Origin of the sequence: uncultured Rothia sp., assembly GCF_916715725.1 — a bacterium.
Taxonomy (GTDB): Bacteria; Actinomycetota; Actinomycetes; order Actinomycetales; family Micrococcaceae; genus Rothia.
Window position 1 is genome coordinate 51,346 of sequence record NZ_CAKAPD010000006.1, and the last position, 17,151, is coordinate 68,496.

Genomic DNA, 17,151 nt, shown 5'->3' on the forward strand with positions numbered 1-17,151 from the left:
GCCAGGTTGGAGCCGTGCAGGGTTAGAATAGTCAGCATGACTACTGAGCGTTCTTCCGAGATCTCTTCGCCCTACGCGGCGCAGCCTGCCGCTACCTCCGCTTCCACTTCTGCCCCCTCCGGCGCGCAGAAGCCTTTTGACCTGGATACCGTCAAGAAGGTGCGCACCGTTCACCTGGCGCAGGCTAAGGCGACCGGGCAGAAGTTCTCCATGCTCACCTGCTATGACGCCCTGAGCGCGCAGATTTTTGATCGCGCGGGCATCGAGATGCTACTGGTGGGTGATTCTGCGGCGAATGTGGTGCTCGGTTACGAGTCGACCCTGACCATCACCCTGGATGAGATGATTCCGCTGGTCGCGGCGGTTTCTCGCGGTGCGTCCCGCGCCATGGTGGTTGCTGACCTGCCGTTTGGCTCCTATGAGCAGTCGCCGCAGCAGGCGGTTGCGAGCGCTGTTCGTCTGATGAAGGAGGGCGGCGCGCACGCGGTCAAGATTGAGGCAGATGCGTCGATGACCGAGTGGGTTCGTGCCCTGGTGCGTACCGGTATTCCGGTGGTGGCGCATGTTGGTTTCACCCCGCAGTCGGAGCATGCCCTGGGTGGTTTCCGCGTGCAGGGTCGTGGCGAGGCTGCCGAGCGTGTTCGTGAGGATGCGGTGGCTCTGGCTGAGGCTGGTGCGTTCTGCGTGCTCATGGAGATGGTGACTACCGAGACCGCACGCCGTGTGGATGAGGCAGTGGGCGCGGTGCCGACTATCGGTATTGGCGCCTCGAACGTGACGACCGGTCAGGTGCTGGTGTGGCAGGACATGATGGGTGTCCGTGAGGGCCGCGTGCCGCGCTTCGTGAAGCAGTTCGCGCAGATCGGTCAGGTCATGGAGGATGCCGCGCGCGCCTACCGTGAGCAGGTTCGTTCGGGTGAGTTCCCGGCGGCTGAGCACACCTTTGAATAGACTTGAGGTTTAGAAGAAGGCTTGAGAAAAGGCGAAGACCCCCGTATCCGGTGTTCCCGGTGCGGGGGTCTTTGTGTCTCAAGATTTTGTGCCTTTCGAGCGGCGGGTGCCTTGAGCAAGGCTGAAGGGGGGGGGTGGTTCTTTAGAGCCAGCCGCCGTCCTTCTCCCAGGCGTCGTTGCGTTCGCGGGCGCGGTCCATGGCGTGGGCGGCTTCTTCGTAGGTCTTGAAGGGGCCCCACAGTGAGGTGACGGCGCTCTGCTGGCCGCGCTCAACCTCACCGGTGGCGAGGTTGTACCAGTATTCGTCAGCGTGCGGGCTGGTTGCGTCAGCTGCGGCGTTCAGGGTCTTTTCGACCGCCGATTCGATGGCTTCGCTCAGGTGGCTTTTCTTCTCACTCATGGGTTCTCCTTGGACGGTGAGGGGTTGGTGTTTCTAGCTTCTCACGCGCGTAGGTTCGTGGCAATGAGGCGGGCGAAGCTTCTCGCGGTGTTCCTCCCCTTTTCTCATGTCTTCTCCTCCGCTTCCCGCCGCGCGGTTTTGCCGCTAGGGTGTATGGAATTTTATTCACAATCTGGGAAAAAGGTACGGCTTGTGTATCCGCCGCTTTTTAGCGCCTGCGCAAGGGACACAAACCGCCCCCGCCCGGTAAGATGAAACTATGTCTTCAACCAAAACGAATACTTCGCATAATCTTCCCGCAGAGCCCGGTCGTGCGCCCGTCGGTTGCCTGACCCCCGGACGCGTCAGCCCGATGCGCCCGGTCCCCTCGCACATTGTTCGCCCCGAGTACGTGGGTAAGCCCACCGCCAACGAGGGTAACGACTCGAACATGTACACCCCGGAGGAAGTTGAGCGGGTTCGCGCAGCCGGCAAGATCGCGGCAGGCGCCATCGTTGAAGCATCCAAGATTTGCGTACCCGGCACCACCACCGACGAGATTGACGTGCTGGTCCACGAGTACATTTGCGACCACGGCGCGTACCCCTCCACCGTGGATTACCGCGGCTACCCCAAGTCCGTGTGCACCTCCCTGAACGAGGTCATCTGCCACGGTATTCCGGACTCCACCGTGTTGGAGGACGGCGACATCCTCAACCTGGACGTCACCGCATACCTTGACGGCATGCACGGCGACACCAACAAGACCCTGCTCATCGGCAACGTGGACGAAGAGTCCCGCTTGCTCGTTGAGCGCACCGAGGAGTCCCTGAACCGCGCGATTAAGGCTGTGAAGCCCGGCCGCCAGATTAACGTGATTGGTCGCGTCATTGAGAAGTATGCGGCACGTTTCGGTTACGGCGTGGTTCGTGACTACACCGGTCACGGTGTGGGTCGTGAGTTCCACTCGGGCCTCATCATCCCCCACTACGATGCGGCACCCGCCTACGACACCGAGATTCGCGAGGGCATGATTTTCACCATCGAGCCCATGCTGACCCTCGGCACCATCGAATGGGATCTGTGGGATGACGACTGGACCGTGGTCACTCGCGACCGCAAGCGCACCGCGCAGTTCGAGCACACCCTCGTGGTGACCGCTGACGGCGCGGACATCCTCACCCTGCCCTAAGGCACAGCCCCCTGGGTTTCCTGCCTGTGCTGATACGACTTGTGCAGGTACGAGCCCAACCCCTCACTTTTTATATCAATTCACCCACTGACAAGCCCGCCCGCTCCCCGGTTATACGGCAGTAGGCGGGGTGAAAGAGAGAGAAAACCATGAGCGATTACGCAGAACCCGGCGTCATCAACGAGCTGCCTGCCCCCACCCCCAAGGACCTGCAGATTGGTGTGGACATTGGAGGCACCGGCATTAAGGGCGGCATCGTCGACCTGCGCACCGGTAACCTCGTGTCCGACCGTTTCCGCATTGACACCCCCAAGCCTGCAACCCCCGAGGCTGTGGCTGAGGTTGTACGCCGCGTAGTTGATGAGCTGCAGGGCCGCGACCTGGCACCGGACCCCGAGTCCGCTGTCGGCATCGACTTCCCCGCAGTGGTGAAGAACGGCATGGTTTTCTCCGCAGCGAACGTGGACGACTCCTGGATTAACACCGACCTGGAGCAGGTCATGAGCGAGGCACTGGGCGGCCGCACCGTCTACGGCCTCAACGACGCTGACGCAGCCGGTCTGGCTGAGGCAACCTACGGTCAGGGCCGTAACCGTGACGGCCTGATCGCCGTCATCACCCTGGGCACCGGCATCGGTTCCGCCCTCATCAACGACGGCGTGCTGATTCCGAACACCGAGCTGGGCCACCTGGAGATTGACGGCCACAACGCCGAGTCTCAGGCTTCCGCTCGTGCCCGCGAGGTGCACGAGCTGTCTTGGAAGAAGTACGGCAAGCGCCTGTACCGCTACTTCGAGCACGTCCAGATGCTCTTCTCCCCCGACCTGTTCATCATTGGCGGCGGCATCTCCAAGAACCCGGAGAAGTTCATGCCGTACTTTGAGGATCAGATTCGTACCCCCATGGTCATGGCTGCCCTGCGTAACAACGCGGGTATTGTGGGTGCGGCACTGTGGGCTGGCGGTATGCTGCCGGAACGTCAGCGCCGCGGCGAAGCGTAAGGGCTTGCTTCCTGCTATCCGTCTCGGATAGCGCTTTATAGACACACGAAGGGACCGCCTTCCGAGTTATTCGGGAGGCGGTCCCTTCTGTATGCCGCCGCTCGTGTAGCGGCAACCGGTTTAGCTAGTTACTGCGCGATGCGGTCCTCACGCAGACGCGCAATCGCCTCCTCAAAGTCTTCAAGGTTCTCAAACGCCTGGTACACGCTCGCAAAACGCAGGTAGGCGACCGCGTCCAGCTTCGACAGCGGCTCCAGGATGGTCAGACCCACCTCGTGCGCGTTAATCTCCGCCAGACCGCGGGCACGAATCAGCTCCTCAACCTCCTGGGCGAGCTTCGCCAAATCGTCCTCGCCCACGGGGCGGCCCTGGCATGCCTTACGCACGCCGGCGGCAATCTTCGAACGGTCGAAGGGCTCGGTCACGCCGGAACGCTTAATCACCGAAATGGTGGTGGTTTCAACGGTCGTGAAGCGGCGAGCGCAGGAGGTGCACTGGCGGCGACGGCGAATTGCGGCGCCGTCATCGGTGGTGCGGGAATCCACCACGCGCGAGTCGGTGTGCTTGCAATAGGGGCAGTACATTCGTTTCTCCTTGGCTGGGCGTTAGGGGCGCCCGCGTATACAGCGCTCAAGAATATTTATACCTATTCTACCGTGATATACAGCGGATGCACCGTATGGTGTGAGTGAATATACGCTCAGGGTGGACTCTGCTATGCAGAATCCACCCTGTCATTCCCCTCAGCGGGGCGTGTTGTTAGCGTCGAATGCAGCTCGGACCGAAAATCGTCTTGATTTCGCCGAAAAGGCTCGGGTTCGGTTCCACACGCACACTCGCGTCCAGCAGCACCAGCTGCTCCTTATCGCGGGTACGGATGAGCATGCGCACATCCGCGGTGCCCTTGTGGTCGCGCAGGGTCTCCTTCAGCTCCTTCAGGTTCGCCTCGGTCACCAGGTACTCGGGAACCACGATGGTGATGGGTGCGGCGCGGCCGTCATCGCTGATTTCCAGGATTTGCAGTTCCTGGGCGCTCATGTTCACGCTGCCGTCGTCGCGGCGCTGCACGCGGCCACGAATCGAGCAGATGAGGTCGTCCGCCAGAGCGGCGCCCATCGTCTCGTAGGCGCGGGAGAAGAACATGACCGTGATGGTTGCGCCCGAGGGGTCTTCCAGTTCCACGGAGGCATACTGGTTACCGCTGGACTTGGCGATACGGCGCGAAACGCCGGTGAGCATGCCCGCGATGGTGACGGTTTCGCCGTCGCGCACGTGCGAGTCTTCGCCGATGATGTCGTGTACCGAGTGGGTTGCGGCATCAGAGAGGGCGCGCTCCAGGCCACGCAGCGGGTGGTCCGAAACGTACAGGCCCAGCATGTCACGCTCAAAGTTCAGCTTCTCGCGGCGGTCCCAGTCGGGTACGTCCGGGATGGTCACGGTCAGTTCGTCGCCGAGGGCGTCGTCCATGCCGAGGGAGCCGAAGAGGTCGAACTGGCCCGCCGCCTCCTTACGCTTGACCGCCACGGCGGCATCCACTGCCGCCTCGTGGATGAGGGACAGGGAACGGCGCGTATGACCCAGGTCGTCGAAAGCGCCCGCCTTAATGAGCGACTCGATGGTGCGCTTATTGCACACCTGCAGCGGCACCTTCTTCAGGAAGTCGTTGAAGGACTCGTAACGGCCCTTCTCCTCGCGGGCGGCAATCATGCCCTCAACCACGTTCGCGCCCACGTTACGAATCGCACCCATACCGAAGCGAATATCATCGCCGACAGGGGCAAACGTCAGGGTGGACTCGTTCACGTCCGGGGCGAGCACGGTAATGCCCATGGCGCGGCACTCGTTCAGGTACAGTGCGAGCTTGTCCTTGTTATCGCCCACACTGGTCAGCAGAGCAGCCATGTACTCCTGCGGGAAGTGCGCCTTCAGGTACGCAGTCCAGTACGATACCAGACCGTACGCAGCCGTGTGCGCCTTGTTGAACGCGTAGTCCGAGAACGGCAGCAGAATATCCCAGAGCGCCTTAACAGCGCCCTCAGAGTAGCCGTTAGAAATCATGCCGTCGTGGAAGGTAGCGTACTGCTTATCCAGCTCCGCCTTCTTCTTCTTACCCATCGCACGGCGCAGCAAATCTGCCTCACCCAGAGTGTAGTTCGCGACCTTCTGAGCAATCGCCATAACCTGCTCCTGATACACAATCAGGCCGTAGGTGGTGTCCAGAATGTCCTTCAGCGGCTCTTCCAGCTCGGGGTGAATCGGCTCAATCTCCTGCTTACCGTTCTTGCGCAGAGCGTAGTTGGTATGCGAGTTCGCACCCATCGGGCCCGGACGGTACAGCGCCAACACTGCCGAAATGTGCTCGAACTCCTCGGGCTCCATGAGCTTGAGCAGCGAGCGCATCGGGCCACCATCGAGCTGGAACACGCCGAGGGTGTCGCCGCGCGCCAGCAAACGGTAGGATTCCGGGTCATCCAGCGAGAGGGACTCCAGGTCCAGGTCGATGCCACGGTTCGATTTAATGTTCTCCACCGCATCGGAGATGATGGTGAGGTTACGCAGACCCAAGAAGTCCATCTTAATCAGGCCCAGACCCTCACAGGTGGGGTAATCGAACTGGGTAATCACCTGGCCGTCCGCCTCACGGCGCATCACCGGGATGACGTCCACAAGGTCCTTGCTGGACATAATCACGCCCGCAGCGTGCACACCCCACTGACGCTTCAGACCCTCCAGGCCCTTCGCAGTCTCGAACACCTGGCCGTAAATCTTATCGACCGGGTCCTCAATGAGGGCGCGCAAATCTGCCGCCTCGGCGTAACGCTTATCCTCTTCGTTGTACACGTTCGCCAGGGCGATGTTCTTACCCATGACGTCCGGCGGCATTGCCTTGGTGAGGCGCTCGCCCACCGAGTACGGCTGGTCCATCACGCGGGAGGCGTCCTTGAGCGCTTGCTTCGCCTTAATGGTGCCGAAGGTGACAATCTGTGCGACCTTCTCTTCACCGTACTTTTCGGTCACGTAGTCGATGACTTCGCCGCGGCGACGATCGTCAAAGTCCACATCGAAGTCGGGCATGGAGACGCGGTCGGGGTTGAGGAATCGCTCGAAGATCAGGTCGTGGTCGAGCGGGTTCAGGTCGGTAATACGCATCGCGTACGCGACCATGGAGCCTGCACCGGAACCACGGCCGGGGCCCACGCGAATACCGTTGCGCTTAGCCCAGTTGATGAAGTCGGCGACCACGAGGAAGTAGCCGGGGAAACCCATGGAGGTAATAACTCCCACCTCGTATTCAGCCTGCTTACGCACCTTGTCGGGCACGCCGTCCGGGAAGCGGTAGTGCAGGCCCTTCTCGACCTCCTTCACGAACCAGGATTCCTCGTTTTCGCCCTCGGGCACGGGGAAGTTCGGCATGTAGTTCGCCTTGGTGTTGAACTCCACGTTGCAGCGTTCAGCGATTTCGAGGGTGTTCTCGCACGCGCCGGGAATGTCGCCGAACAGGGCGTACATTTCTTCTGCCGAGCGCAGGTAGAAGTTATCCGCGTCGAACTTGAAACGCTTGGGGTCGGTGAGGGTCGAGCCGGACTGCACGCACAGCAGCGCCGCGTGAGCGGTGTGGTCTTCCTGGCGGGTGTAGTGCAGGTCGTTGGTGGCGACGAAGGGCAGGTTCAGCTTCTTGGCGAGGCGGTGCAGGTCCTCCTGAACGTTGCGTTCAATGTCCAGGCCGTGGTCCATGACCTCGCAGTAGAAGTTGTCCTTGCCGAAAATATCGCGGAATTCGCTCGCCGCCTGGACTGCCTCGTCGAACTGTCCCAGGCGCAGGCGGGTCTGCACCTCGCCGGAGGGGCAGCCGGTGGTCGCAATCAGGCCCTTCGAGTATGTCTGCAGCACCTCGCGGTCCATACGCGGCTTGTACAGCTGACCTTCCAGCGACGCAATCGAGGAGGCACGGAACAGGTTGTGCATGCCCTCGGTGGTCTCAGCCCACATGGTCATGTGGGTGTACGCGCCACCGCCGGAGACGTCGTCGCGGGAGCCGTCGCCCCAGCGCACACGCGAACGGTCGGTACGGTGCGTGCCGGGGGTCAGGTACGCCTCCACACCGATAATGGGCTTGATGTCGTGCGCTTTAGCCTGGCGCCAGAAGTCGAAGGCACCAAAGAGGAAGCCGTGGTCACTGGTCGCCATGGACTTCATGCCGAGTTCTTTAGCGTGGGTGAACAGGTCACCCAGGCGCGCAGCACCGTCGAGCATGGAGTACTCAGTGTGCACGTGCAGGTGCGTAAATTCTTTGGTTGCCACGGATATCTCCTGGAGGTGTGGGCTGGAGGATGGGCGGTGAATGTGAAGCTGTGTGCGGCGGGGCGCGGGAGGCTCTGCCTAGCCGAGTTTGACGTTGCCGTCACGCAGAGCGGTCAGCGCGTAGGACAGGTCGAGCGGGTACTCGCTGGTGAAGGTTACGCGCTCGCCGGTACCGGGGTGATCGAAGCCCAGGCGGTGCGCGTGCAACCACTGGCGGGTCAGTCCCAGTTCGGCGCTAAAGCGCGGGTCGGCGCCGTAGGTCAGGTCGCCGCAGCAGGGGTGGCGCAGTGCCGAGAAGTGCACACGAATCTGGTGGGTGCGTCCGGTTTCCAGGTGCACCTCCACCAGGGACGCGGGGCCGAAGGCCTCGAGCACATCGTAGTGGGTGATAGAGTTGCGGCCGTCCTCGACCACTGCGAACTTCCACTCATTGCCGGGGTGACGGCCAATGGGCGCGTCAATGGTGCCGCGCAACGGGTCGGGCAGGCCCTGCACGAGCGTGTGGTAGACCTTATCTACGGTGCGTTCCTTGAAGGCGCGCTTGAGCTCGGTGTAGGCGCGTTCGCTGCGGGCTACGACCATCAGGCCGCTGGTGCCCACGTCCAGGCGGTGCACAATGCCCTGGCGTTCTGCCGCGCCGGAGGTAGCAACCGAGATGCCCTCGCCCATGAGCGCGGAGATGACGGTGGGGCCGTGCCAGCCGGGTGAGGGGTGTGCCGCCACGCCTGCGGGCTTATCCACCACGACAATGTCGTCGTCCAGGTGCACGATGCGGAAGCCGTCCACCTTTTCGGGGCGGATATCCGCCAAATCGCGCGGCGCGGGTGCATCCACGACGACCTCGTCGCCCGCGGAAAGCTTGTAGGACTTGCCAATCTTCACGGCCTTGCCGTTGTTGGTGACGGTCACGTGGCCGTCACGAATCCACCCGGAGGTGCGGGTTCGGGGCGCATCGAGGGCACCGGCGAGCGCGGCGTCCAGGCGCATACCGGCAAGCGCGCCTTCAACGGTGAATTCGGCGCGGATGCGTGCCGTATCTTCTGCGGCGTTGGTGGTTTCGCTCATGCGGCTCTCCTTCGGGTGGTGTTGTCTGGGTTGTCTGGGTGCGAGGGGTTGTCTGTGTGAAAACGTCTGTAGGCGCGTGTGTCGGCAACGTAGCCGTCGGTGCGTGGCCGGGGCGGGGAGCTACTCAGCGCTCTTTTCCGCGGTGTTCTTGTCGTCGGTGCTCTTATCGTCAGCCTGCACGCGGGTTCCGTTGAGGTTCAGGCCCTTGAAGTTCAGTAGCACGATGAACGCCATGCACACGCAGATTGCGGAGTCTGCAATATTGAAAATCGCGAAGTTCGGCACGGAAATAAAGTCGACCACGTGACCGGATCCGAAGCCGGGCTCACGGAAGAGACGGTCGAAAAGGTTGCCGCAGATACCGCCGAGCAGGCCGCCCAGCGCGAGGGTCCAGGACAGGGCGCGGGTGCGGCGCAGCAGGTAGAGCACCACGGATGCGGCAGCGACCATGACGAGCGTGAAGATCCAGGTGACGTTCTCGCCCATGCTGAATGCGGCGCCGGAGTTACGAATCGAGTACCACCACAGCAACCCGTCGATGACGGTGATGCGCTCCCCCAGCTGCATCTGGGTGACGACCAGGTATTTGGTGCCCTGGTCGATGGCGAACACGACGGCGGCAAGTACGAGCGCGAGAATACCTGCGGAGCGAGCCGAAAGGATGCGCACGCGGCGTCCTTCAGCCTTTCCTTCGGTATGTGAGACTGAGGATTCAGCGGTCTTGGGGGTGTTGGTCATAGCTCTCCTCTAGTCTGTGCCGGTTGCTGCGCGCCCGAACGCAAACCGTGTGCGGTACCGTTCGATAGTGCCCCTCTAGCTTAGCAAATCGGGGTAGTGCATCGAGTATTCGGCGGTGATGTGGCGGGTACTCTCCCCCGCTTCTCACGCTGGGTTATTGCACCGTGCCGGGCGGGTATGAGAATACCGCCCGGTTCTCTCAATCTTCCCCGGTGAATAGCGGTGGAAGAGAAAGAATCCGGGCGGCATACGCCTCAAAGCGTCGTTAGCTTTTATTCTGGCACGCTGATTTATGCGGAAGCCTCGATGGACTTGAGGTTCTTCAGCTCCTGAACCTGTGCGTCCAGGTGCTGCAGCAGCTTGGAGCGGTAGCGGCTCTCGAAGCCGCGCAGAGCCTCAACAGCGATCTCCAGCTCTTCCTTCTCGTCGGTGAGGCGAGAGAGAACCTCTTCGCGTTGCTGCTGAGCTTCGCTCACCATAGCGTCTGCCTTCTTCTCTGCCTCTTCGATCAGTTCAGCCTTAGCCTTCTCGCCCTGTGCCACGTAGTCGTCGTGAACCTTCTGTGCCATGGCGAGCAGTGCCGCCGCATCCTGAGGTGCAGCCGATGCCGCGGAGGACTGTGCGGGCGCTACAGCCGCTGCGGGGGAATCGGGCGCGTTTGCAGAGAGCTGCTCAACCTGACGCTCCAGGGCATCACGCTCGGAGTAGAGTGCGCGCAGTTCGACAACGAGCTCGTCCAGGAAGTCGTCAACCTCGTTGCGGTCGTAACCGGACTCTTCGGTCACGATCTTGAAGCTCTTAGTGATCAGGTCTTCAGGGGTGATTGCCATGGGCTTCTCCTCTAGGTATCCCTTACGGGGTTTGGTGGTGAAGTTGAGTGCCGCGGATGCACCAGCCAGATAGCTCGTGACCCCGATAATTCAGGGTCCCGACGGTTCAGGGCATGGCTATTCCGCTATGCAGTCGTTGGCACCAATTTTACTATTCTTTGGGTTCTGCACCGGGTTTTACATCGGTTGAACAGTAAAATATTCGCTCGGCGCAAGGGTGGGATTCACCACGTCTCATATCCGCCCTAGTCCCCGCTTTCACCCTTAGGTTTTCTGCCCTGCGGTGCATTTCGAGGTGGTTTTCGAGAAGGCATTTTGGCGCTACCCCCGGCACTATACACAGGCAGAACGCAGGCACAGAACCCAGGCACAAAACGCAGGCGCAGAAAACCCCCACTCTGCACTCAACCCGTGAACGGGTCAGGCAGGCGGGGGTCTGTCGTTTCTTATCTATCGTCTCTTATTCCCAAGCTGTCGCCTCTGAGCGAGGCAGTCGCCTACGAGAAGGCCGCGGTCAACCGCATCATGATGCTCAGCAGCAGCGACAACACAACAATCAGAATCAGGAAGCCGGTGTCCAGCGCAACGTTACCCACACGAACCGGCGGGATCAGGCGGCGCAGCTGGTTCATCGGCCAGTCAGTCACCGCGTACACACCGCTGGCGAAGAGCAACACAATGCCCTTGGGGCGCCACTCCGGTGCGAACATGCGCACCCAGTCAAAGAGCATGCGCAGTAGCATCGCAATGTAGAGAACGTAGACAACGATCGTAATGAGGGCGAAAATATAACCCATCTATCAGTCCTTAGCCCTGGTCGAAGGGGAATTCACCGTCGGTCTCAAAGCCGGCGGGAACCTCGGAGTTAGCCACGCCCAGAACCTCCAGGTTGGAGGGGGTCAGCAGGAACACCTTAGCGGTGACGCGCTCAATGCGGCCCTCCAGCGCGAATGCCAGACCGGATGCGAAGTCCACCAGGCGCTTTGCGTCTGCGTCAGGCATTTCTTCCACGTTCATAATCACGGGGATGTTCTCGCGGAATGCCTCGCCAATGATCTTTGCGTCATTGTAGGAGCGGGGGTGGATAGTGGTGATGCGACGCAATTCGTCCTCTTCTTCCTCGTAACCGTAGGTGTATCCGTTGGTTTCTTCGGGCTCGTAGCCCTGGTCGTAGTAGCCGTCGTTGGAGTACGTCTCGGCGTACTGCTCGGTGTATTCGGTATTCGGCACCGGGGTGTCCTCCCAATTGTCTGCGCTGGCATCGTCCCAAGTCTGCTCGGTGTCCGCCAGATCAGCTGTGGTTTCAGGTGTATGAGCGGTGGCGTATGCCGCTGCATCTACGGTTGCTCGTCCGTCGGCAGATTCTTCTGCGTCCAGATACTCGGTTTCTGTACCGTCATCGTAGCTATCAGCCTGCAGGTACTCTTCCTGTTCAGTATAGGCGGGTTCGTCCTGCAGATGGTAGGTTTCGCTCTGCGACTCGGCAACGCTGTACTGTGCCGAGCCGGGCAGTGCTGAGAGCCTGTGAGAGCTGTCGGTCTTCTGCGCTGTAGCAGCCTGCCCTGCGGAGGCGCTTGCCTCCTTGCGGGAGTCAGCCTGCACAGCCTGCGGGGATTCTTCCGGCGTCGTCTCAGCGTCCTGGTATCGTTCCAGGCCGAGGAAACCCGCCAGACGGCTTTGTTTCGCCATGATTCTCTCGCTGTTCTTTCACGTTGGTGGTGTACAGGTTCTGCCGTAGTGCGTCATCAGAAGGTGTGTGCGTAACGGTACGCCATGCACCGGCATGTATATATTACCAGCGCCCACCCCGCGCAGGCGGTCAAGGGCGCCGATGATTATGCCGCCGGGCGCTTACCCATGATGTCGCTACCCACGCGCACGCAGGTCGAGCCCCAACGCACCGCAGCCTCCAAGTCACCGCTCATACCGGCGGAAATCTCGGTCGCATGCGGCACCTGCTCACGCACCAGCGACGCCAGTCCGTAGAGCTTCTCAAAGGCCTCATCCGGGTCCATGCCCAGCGGCGCCACCGCCATCACACCACCACAACGCAGGTGCTCGTGGTTCTCGATGCGTTCCACCAGCTCCAGCAGCTCGGAGGCGCTCGTACCACCGCGCGCGCCCTCAGCGGCGTGCCCAGCCGTCGCGACCTCCGCCAGGGACACCTGCACCAGGCAGGTCAGCGCGCCCTGCTCCGCTGCCGCGGGTGCGGGCGCCTCCCCCGCCTCGAAGCGTGCCAGCTGGTTTGCGTACGCCTTCGCCAGCGCATCCGCCAGGGAGGGGCGGTCCACCGAATGCACGCTGGAGGCGTACTTGACCACAGACTTCGCCTTATTCGTCTGCAGCTGACCGATAAACGCCCAGTGCGGGGGCTGCACCTCACGCTGGGCGCAGTAGGTGGCAAGCTCACGAGCCTTCGCGCTCGCCTCCTGGTCGCGGTTCTCACCGAAGAGGGTCACTCCCCCATCCAGTAGTGCCGCCGCGTCGGAGGCGGGGAAGAACTTCGTGACCGTCACCAGCTGCACCGGGGCGCTCGCCTCGGTACGCACGGCGCTATGGTCCTGCTCCGCGGCGCGGATACGCTCAAGCACGCGGCGGTAGTTCTGCAGCAGCTGCTCGGCGCGTTCGGGAGCGTAGTGCAGGTTCTGTTCTTCTACATTCATTTCAGACATCTTTTCTCTCCTTCAGCGCCTCTACGCGGCAGGCTCCGCCGCCTTCTCAATCCACACCAGACCAGCAATGCGGCCCGGCTTCTCACCGCGGTTCGTGAACCCGCGATGCGAATACACCTCAGGCTCCTCAAACGTGCACTGCGCACAGTCCATGTTCACCTGCACGCCCGCCTCTTCCAGCACCGCGCGGGCGCCGGCAGGCAGATCCAAGCCGGGAGTCTGCTGGCTGGTCACCGAATGCACCTGCGGAATCAGTTCAGTTGATTCAGCCCGCATATCTTCGGGCACCTCGTAACAGCTACCGCAGATGCTCGGGCCCAGCCACGCGGTAATTTTCTCCGCGCCGAGCTGACGCATCCGCTGCACGGTCTGCTGGAGCACACCGTCGAGCAGACCGCGGCGACCCGCATGAGCCACCGCCAGAATCGGTTGCCAGTTCGCGACCCGCTCACCCACCAGCACCACGGGGATACAGTCCGCCACCATAATCGCCAGGGGCACGCCCTCACAGCTAATCGCCGCATCGGCGACCGGGGAGTTCTCCAGCACCGCGCGGGCACGCTCAACCGTACGCTCCTGCGGGGCACCGGGCGCGTAGGATTCCACCGCATAGTCTTCCGGGTAGGCAATCTGCACGCCGTGCACCTGGTTCAGGTAGAAGAACGGCTCGGTACCCAGCGCCTCCTCCAGGGCGGCACGGTGGTTGAGGGTGCGCACCAGGGAGGCATCCATACCGCCACCGAGCTCATCGTCCACGTGCAGACCCAGGTTGCCCGCCGCGCGGGAGGTGAAACCCACCCGCACACGCCAAGAGCCCAAGGTGCGGGTATCGGCAGCAGCAAGTAGCGGAGTTTTGGGAGCGTCGCTCATCATCTATTCCTTCATCAGGTGTCAGCAGGTATAACGGCGGGTATAGCAAAGGGGAGCCGAGAACAGCACAATGTGCTTGTTTCTCAGCTCCCCTATAGCTTCATAAGACTCTCAGCCGTGCAACGCCTAGGCGTTCACAGCCGGGCAGACTACTTCAGGAAGTCAGGGACATCCAGGGTGTCGCGGCGAGCCGGAGCTTCCTCCACAACCGGGGGAAGGTCAACGTCGAAGCCAGCAGCGCCGGTGGAAGCCGGAGCAGCAGCGGGTGCGTTGTAGCCGTAGCCGTTAGCAGCCGGAGCAGCGGTGGAACCGCCGAAGGATGCCTGGGTGCGCTGAGCCTGAGTAGCAGCAGCAGTGGAAGCGTTGGAGTTGGTCTCCGGGTTCACTGCGTCGAAGCCAGCAGCAATCACGGTCACGCGAGCCTCATCGCCCAGTGCGTCGTCAATAACAGCACCGAAGATGATGTTTGCGTCGGGGTGAGCAACTTCCTGAACCAGGCGTGCAGCCTCGTTGATCTCGAACAGACCCAGGTCGGAGCCACCCTGAATGGACAGCAGAACGCCGTGTGCACCGTCGATGGATGCTTCCAGCAGCGGCGAAGCGATAGCCAGCTCAGCTGCCTTCACGGCACGGTCCTCACCGGATGCCGAGCCGATGCCCATCAGAGCCGAACCTGCACCCTGCATGACGGACTTAACGTCAGCGAAGTCAAGGTTGATCAGGCCGGGGGTGGTGATCAGGTCGGTAATGCCCTGCACACCGGAGAGCAGAACCTGGTCAGCGGACTTGAATGCGTCCAGCATGGAGACGTTGCGATCAGAAATCGACAGCAGTCGGTCGTTCGGAATAACGATCAGGGTATCAACCTCATCGCGCAGAGCAGCGATACCGGTCTCAGCCTGGTTGGAGCGGCGACGACCCTCGAAGGTGAAGGGGCGGGTCACCACACCAATGGTCAGAGCGCCGAGGGAGCGGGCAATACGTGCCACGACGGGTGCGCCACCGGTACCGGTGCCACCGCCCTCACCTGCGGTCACAAAGACCATGTCTGCGCCCTTGAGGACTTCCTCAATTTCCTGCGCGTGATCCTCGGCTGCCTGACGGCCAACCTCGGGGTTTGCGCCCGCGCCAAGACCGCGGGTCAGCTCACGACCAACGTCCAGCTTAACGTCTGCATCGGACATGAGCAGAGCCTGAGCGTCAGTGTTGATAGCAATGAACTCAACGCCGCGCAGACCAACCTCAATCATGCGGTTGACTGCGTTGACGCCACCGCCGCCGATACCAACGACCTTGATGACTGCCAAGTAGTTCTGGGGAGTTCCAGCGTCCATGTATTCCTCGATTGTTCCGTGTTCCAGCTTCGGAAGACCCGCAGCTTAATCTAAGCCTGAAGGTTTCCTCTAAAGAATGACTTTATCTGCTAGGATACCAAACTGTTTTTGTTGGTTCCTAGTCACACAGCGCAATTACCCCCTCTTTTTGCGGATTTCACACAAAAAGGGAGGATAAAGCGCCTGAATGGTTCCCCCTAACGGGTCACCGGTACGCGCGGGGCAGACACGTCGTAGACGGCCACCTTCTGCGTCTGCGCCTCAGAGGAGTTCTCCTCCTGAGCACGCTTGGCAATAGCCTGGCGCAGGGAGAGAAGGACCTTAGCCTTCAACTCGCTCTCTTCAGCGGTTCCCCACTGCACCGTAGTATTATCCCTCAAGGTTAGAGTGATACTTGAGGTTGAGGTAGCGCTGGCTTCCTTAACCTGAGCTAGAAGTTCAGAGGGCATCGCCGAAAGCGCCGTAGAAATAGTGTGGAATTCAGCCGAAGTCTGCGGGTCATCACCGCTGAAACGCACCAGCGGCACCGAGGTATCGGGCTGAGTTGCCGACTCCAGCAGGCTCACACCATCACTATCAACAGTATGGTACGTATCGCCCTGCTTCACAACCGCAACCGCGGTACGCTCCTTCAGAGTCACCACCAGCTCATGCGGCGGGCGGCTCTCCACCTGCACGCTACGAATCACGTTATCCTGCCCGATCAGCTCACGCACCTTCTTCTCGTCGATGCGAGTGAGCGGAACACCGCGCAGGGGCTCCAGCTTCTGCTCCACCTGAGTAGTCTCCAGCAGGGATGCGCCGCGCACCGTAATCTTCTGAGTCGCCAACAGGGGCGAGAAGAAGACCAGCACCACGTACAGCACCGCAATAATAGCCAGCGCCGAAGCGGTGTACAGCAGCTTGCGGGCACGGGTCAGAGGCGCACGTTCCTTACGGGGGCGTTCCTCCGCACGCAGACCGTCCAGGCCCGGATCCTGACGCAGACGCTCACGCTGAGCCTGGCGGCTCGCGCGCTCACGCTCCTTCTCAATCTCCGCGGCACGCTGCTGCTCACGCTCGGCACGCCAACGACCGAAACGGCTCGTGGGGCGAGGCTCTTCAGCTGCCTTCTCCACCGCCTTATCAGTGCTCTTGGCGTCGGTCTTGTCCGCATTCTCAGCGGTAGAATCTTCACCAGAGCCGGCAGCATCAGACTGGGTAGATGCCTTGGCGGAGGTGGACGCAGACTTCTTGTCGGCACCCTTATCGCTATCCTTGCCGGAACTCTTCTCAGCCTGAGAGGATACAGTCTTAGCGGATTCAGTCTTAGACGAAGAATCCTCAAACGCCTCAACATCAAACAGCTCGGGCGCATGCTCAACCTCAGAGACGGTGCGACCGGTCATCAGCGCCGAACGCACCGAATCCTTCAGGAACTGCGCCGAAGAATGAACCGCCGCAGCGCTCTTGGAAGCCGAAGAATCAGCACCGTTCTGGGCGTGCGACTTATGCACCACCGGCTTACGCGGGGCATGACGCACAGAGCTCGAAGACTGAGTAGCGGCAGACTGGGCAGAAGCCTCCGAGGATGCAGCCCCGGCAGGCTTCACAGCTTCCGCAGACTTCGCAGATTCCGCGGGCTTCACAGCCTCAGCAATTTCTGCGCTCTTTACAGCCTGCGTCTGCACGGGCTTAGCATGTACCGCCTCAGCCTGTGCCGCCTCAACCTGCGCATTCTCAGCTACCTGCTGGGCGCGAAAACGAGCACGCGAACGCGGAGCCTTCGGCGCGCGCGAGGAGGAATGCCCCTCCGAAGAGAGACCAGAACTCATCGG

At 61.5% G+C, this 17,151-nt stretch carries 14 protein-coding genes and 1 pseudogene; 3 read left to right on the forward strand and 12 right to left on the reverse strand.

The window, feature by feature from the left end; genetic code table 11:
* Positions 1-36 precede the first annotated feature (36 nt).
* Entirely contained in the window at positions 37-951 is a 915-nt protein-coding gene (gene panB, locus QZ822_RS05015) for a 3-methyl-2-oxobutanoate hydroxymethyltransferase (protein WP_294643063.1), read from the forward strand.
* A gap of 142 nt (positions 952-1,093) precedes the next feature.
* Here the strand turns inward: panB and QZ822_RS05020 are convergent, their stop codons facing one another.
* Positions 1,094-1,351, reverse strand: coding sequence for a hypothetical protein (locus QZ822_RS05020; RefSeq protein WP_314988417.1), 258 nt, complete (start codon positions 1,349-1,351; stop codon positions 1,094-1,096).
* A 259-nt stretch (positions 1,352-1,610) separates the two neighbouring features.
* On the opposite strand from QZ822_RS05020, the gene map reads away from it, so the two are divergent.
* Together map and ppgK are read left to right on the forward strand one after the other, a co-directional pair.
* Entirely contained in the window at positions 1,611-2,522 is a 912-nt protein-coding gene (map, locus tag QZ822_RS05025) for a type I methionyl aminopeptidase (protein ID WP_049340708.1), read from the forward strand.
* 149 nt (positions 2,523-2,671) lie between these two features.
* Positions 2,672-3,523 (forward strand): polyphosphate--glucose phosphotransferase, encoded by an 852-nt coding sequence (ppgK, locus tag QZ822_RS05030; RefSeq protein WP_294643065.1) that lies wholly within the window; start codon positions 2,672-2,674, stop codon positions 3,521-3,523.
* Between the two features lie 128 nt (positions 3,524-3,651).
* Here ppgK and nrdR read toward each other — a convergent pair whose 3' ends face one another.
* The 11 genes and pseudogenes from nrdR to QZ822_RS05085 form a co-directional block, all read right to left on the reverse strand.
* Positions 3,652-4,107, reverse strand: coding sequence for a transcriptional regulator NrdR (gene nrdR, locus QZ822_RS05035; RefSeq protein WP_005506525.1), 456 nt, complete (start codon positions 4,105-4,107; stop codon positions 3,652-3,654).
* Positions 4,108-4,282: 175 nt separating this feature from the next.
* A complete protein-coding gene (dnaE, locus tag QZ822_RS05040; protein WP_294643067.1) occupies positions 4,283-7,825 on the reverse strand; it encodes a DNA polymerase III subunit alpha in 3,543 nt (1,180 codons plus the stop codon).
* 78 nt (positions 7,826-7,903) lie between these two features.
* Positions 7,904-8,890: an RluA family pseudouridine synthase gene (locus tag QZ822_RS05045; protein ID WP_294643069.1), complete on the reverse strand. Its 987-nt coding sequence runs from the start codon at positions 8,888-8,890 to the stop codon at positions 7,904-7,906.
* Positions 8,891-9,010: 120 nt separating this feature from the next.
* Positions 9,011-9,628: a signal peptidase II gene (gene lspA / locus QZ822_RS05050; RefSeq protein ID WP_294643070.1), complete on the reverse strand. Its 618-nt coding sequence runs from the start codon at positions 9,626-9,628 to the stop codon at positions 9,011-9,013.
* A gap of 290 nt (positions 9,629-9,918) precedes the next feature.
* Positions 9,919-10,458 carry a DivIVA domain-containing protein gene (locus QZ822_RS05055; protein WP_070690068.1) on the reverse strand — a complete coding sequence of 180 codons (540 nt, stop codon included), beginning with the start codon at positions 10,456-10,458 and terminating at the stop codon, positions 9,919-9,921.
* A gap of 497 nt (positions 10,459-10,955) precedes the next feature.
* On the reverse strand, positions 10,956-11,255 hold the full coding sequence (locus tag QZ822_RS05060) for a YggT family protein (protein WP_294643073.1): 300 nt from the start codon (positions 11,253-11,255) through the stop codon (positions 10,956-10,958).
* Between the two features lie 10 nt (positions 11,256-11,265).
* Positions 11,266-11,562: pseudogene (locus QZ822_RS05065) on the reverse strand (cell division protein SepF); the annotation flags it as partial.
* Between the two features lie 731 nt (positions 11,563-12,293).
* Positions 12,294-13,130 (reverse strand): YggS family pyridoxal phosphate-dependent enzyme, encoded by an 837-nt coding sequence (locus tag QZ822_RS05070; protein ID WP_294643075.1) that lies wholly within the window; start codon positions 13,128-13,130, stop codon positions 12,294-12,296.
* 21 nt (positions 13,131-13,151) lie between these two features.
* The gene (locus QZ822_RS05075) at positions 13,152-14,000 is read right to left on the reverse strand and encodes a polyphenol oxidase family protein (RefSeq protein WP_294643077.1); all 849 of its coding nucleotides are present in this window, start codon (positions 13,998-14,000) and stop codon (positions 13,152-13,154) included.
* Positions 14,001-14,149: 149 nt separating this feature from the next.
* Positions 14,150-15,334, reverse strand: coding sequence for a cell division protein FtsZ (gene ftsZ, locus QZ822_RS05080; protein ID WP_049354877.1), 1,185 nt, complete (start codon positions 15,332-15,334; stop codon positions 14,150-14,152).
* A 197-nt stretch (positions 15,335-15,531) separates the two neighbouring features.
* Entirely contained in the window at positions 15,532-17,148 is a 1,617-nt protein-coding gene (locus tag QZ822_RS05085; protein ID WP_294643079.1) for a cell division protein FtsQ/DivIB, read from the reverse strand.
* Positions 17,149-17,151 lie beyond the last annotated feature (3 nt).

What these genes read in the sequence shown, in the direction of transcription:
- QZ822_RS05055 (WP_070690068.1), bottom strand. Translation starts at nt 10,458, where the DNA reads ATGGCAATCACCCCTGAAGACCTGATCACTAAGAGCTTCAAGATCGTG.
- map (WP_049340708.1), top strand. Translation starts at nt 1,611, where the DNA reads ATGTCTTCAACCAAAACGAATACTTCGCATAATCTTCCCGCAGAGCCC.
- lspA (WP_294643070.1), bottom strand. Translation starts at nt 9,628, where the DNA reads ATGACCAACACCCCCAAGACCGCTGAATCCTCAGTCTCACATACCGAA.
- ftsZ (WP_049354877.1), bottom strand. Translation starts at nt 15,334, where the DNA reads ATGGACGCTGGAACTCCCCAGAACTACTTGGCAGTCATCAAGGTCGTT.
- QZ822_RS05085 (WP_294643079.1), bottom strand. Translation starts at nt 17,148, where the DNA reads ATGAGTTCTGGTCTCTCTTCGGAGGGGCATTCCTCCTCGCGCGCGCCG.
- QZ822_RS05060 (WP_294643073.1), bottom strand. Translation starts at nt 11,255, where the DNA reads ATGGGTTATATTTTCGCCCTCATTACGATCGTTGTCTACGTTCTCTAC.
- QZ822_RS05075 (WP_294643077.1), bottom strand. Translation starts at nt 14,000, where the DNA reads ATGAGCGACGCTCCCAAAACTCCGCTACTTGCTGCTGCCGATACCCGC.
- QZ822_RS05070 (WP_294643075.1), bottom strand. Translation starts at nt 13,130, where the DNA reads ATGTCTGAAATGAATGTAGAAGAACAGAACCTGCACTACGCTCCCGAA.
- ppgK (WP_294643065.1), top strand. Translation starts at nt 2,672, where the DNA reads ATGAGCGATTACGCAGAACCCGGCGTCATCAACGAGCTGCCTGCCCCC.
- panB (WP_294643063.1), top strand. Translation starts at nt 37, where the DNA reads ATGACTACTGAGCGTTCTTCCGAGATCTCTTCGCCCTACGCGGCGCAG.
- QZ822_RS05020 (WP_314988417.1), bottom strand. Translation starts at nt 1,351, where the DNA reads ATGAGTGAGAAGAAAAGCCACCTGAGCGAAGCCATCGAATCGGCGGTC.
- nrdR (WP_005506525.1), bottom strand. Translation starts at nt 4,107, where the DNA reads ATGTACTGCCCCTATTGCAAGCACACCGACTCGCGCGTGGTGGATTCC.
- QZ822_RS05045 (WP_294643069.1), bottom strand. Translation starts at nt 8,890, where the DNA reads ATGAGCGAAACCACCAACGCCGCAGAAGATACGGCACGCATCCGCGCC.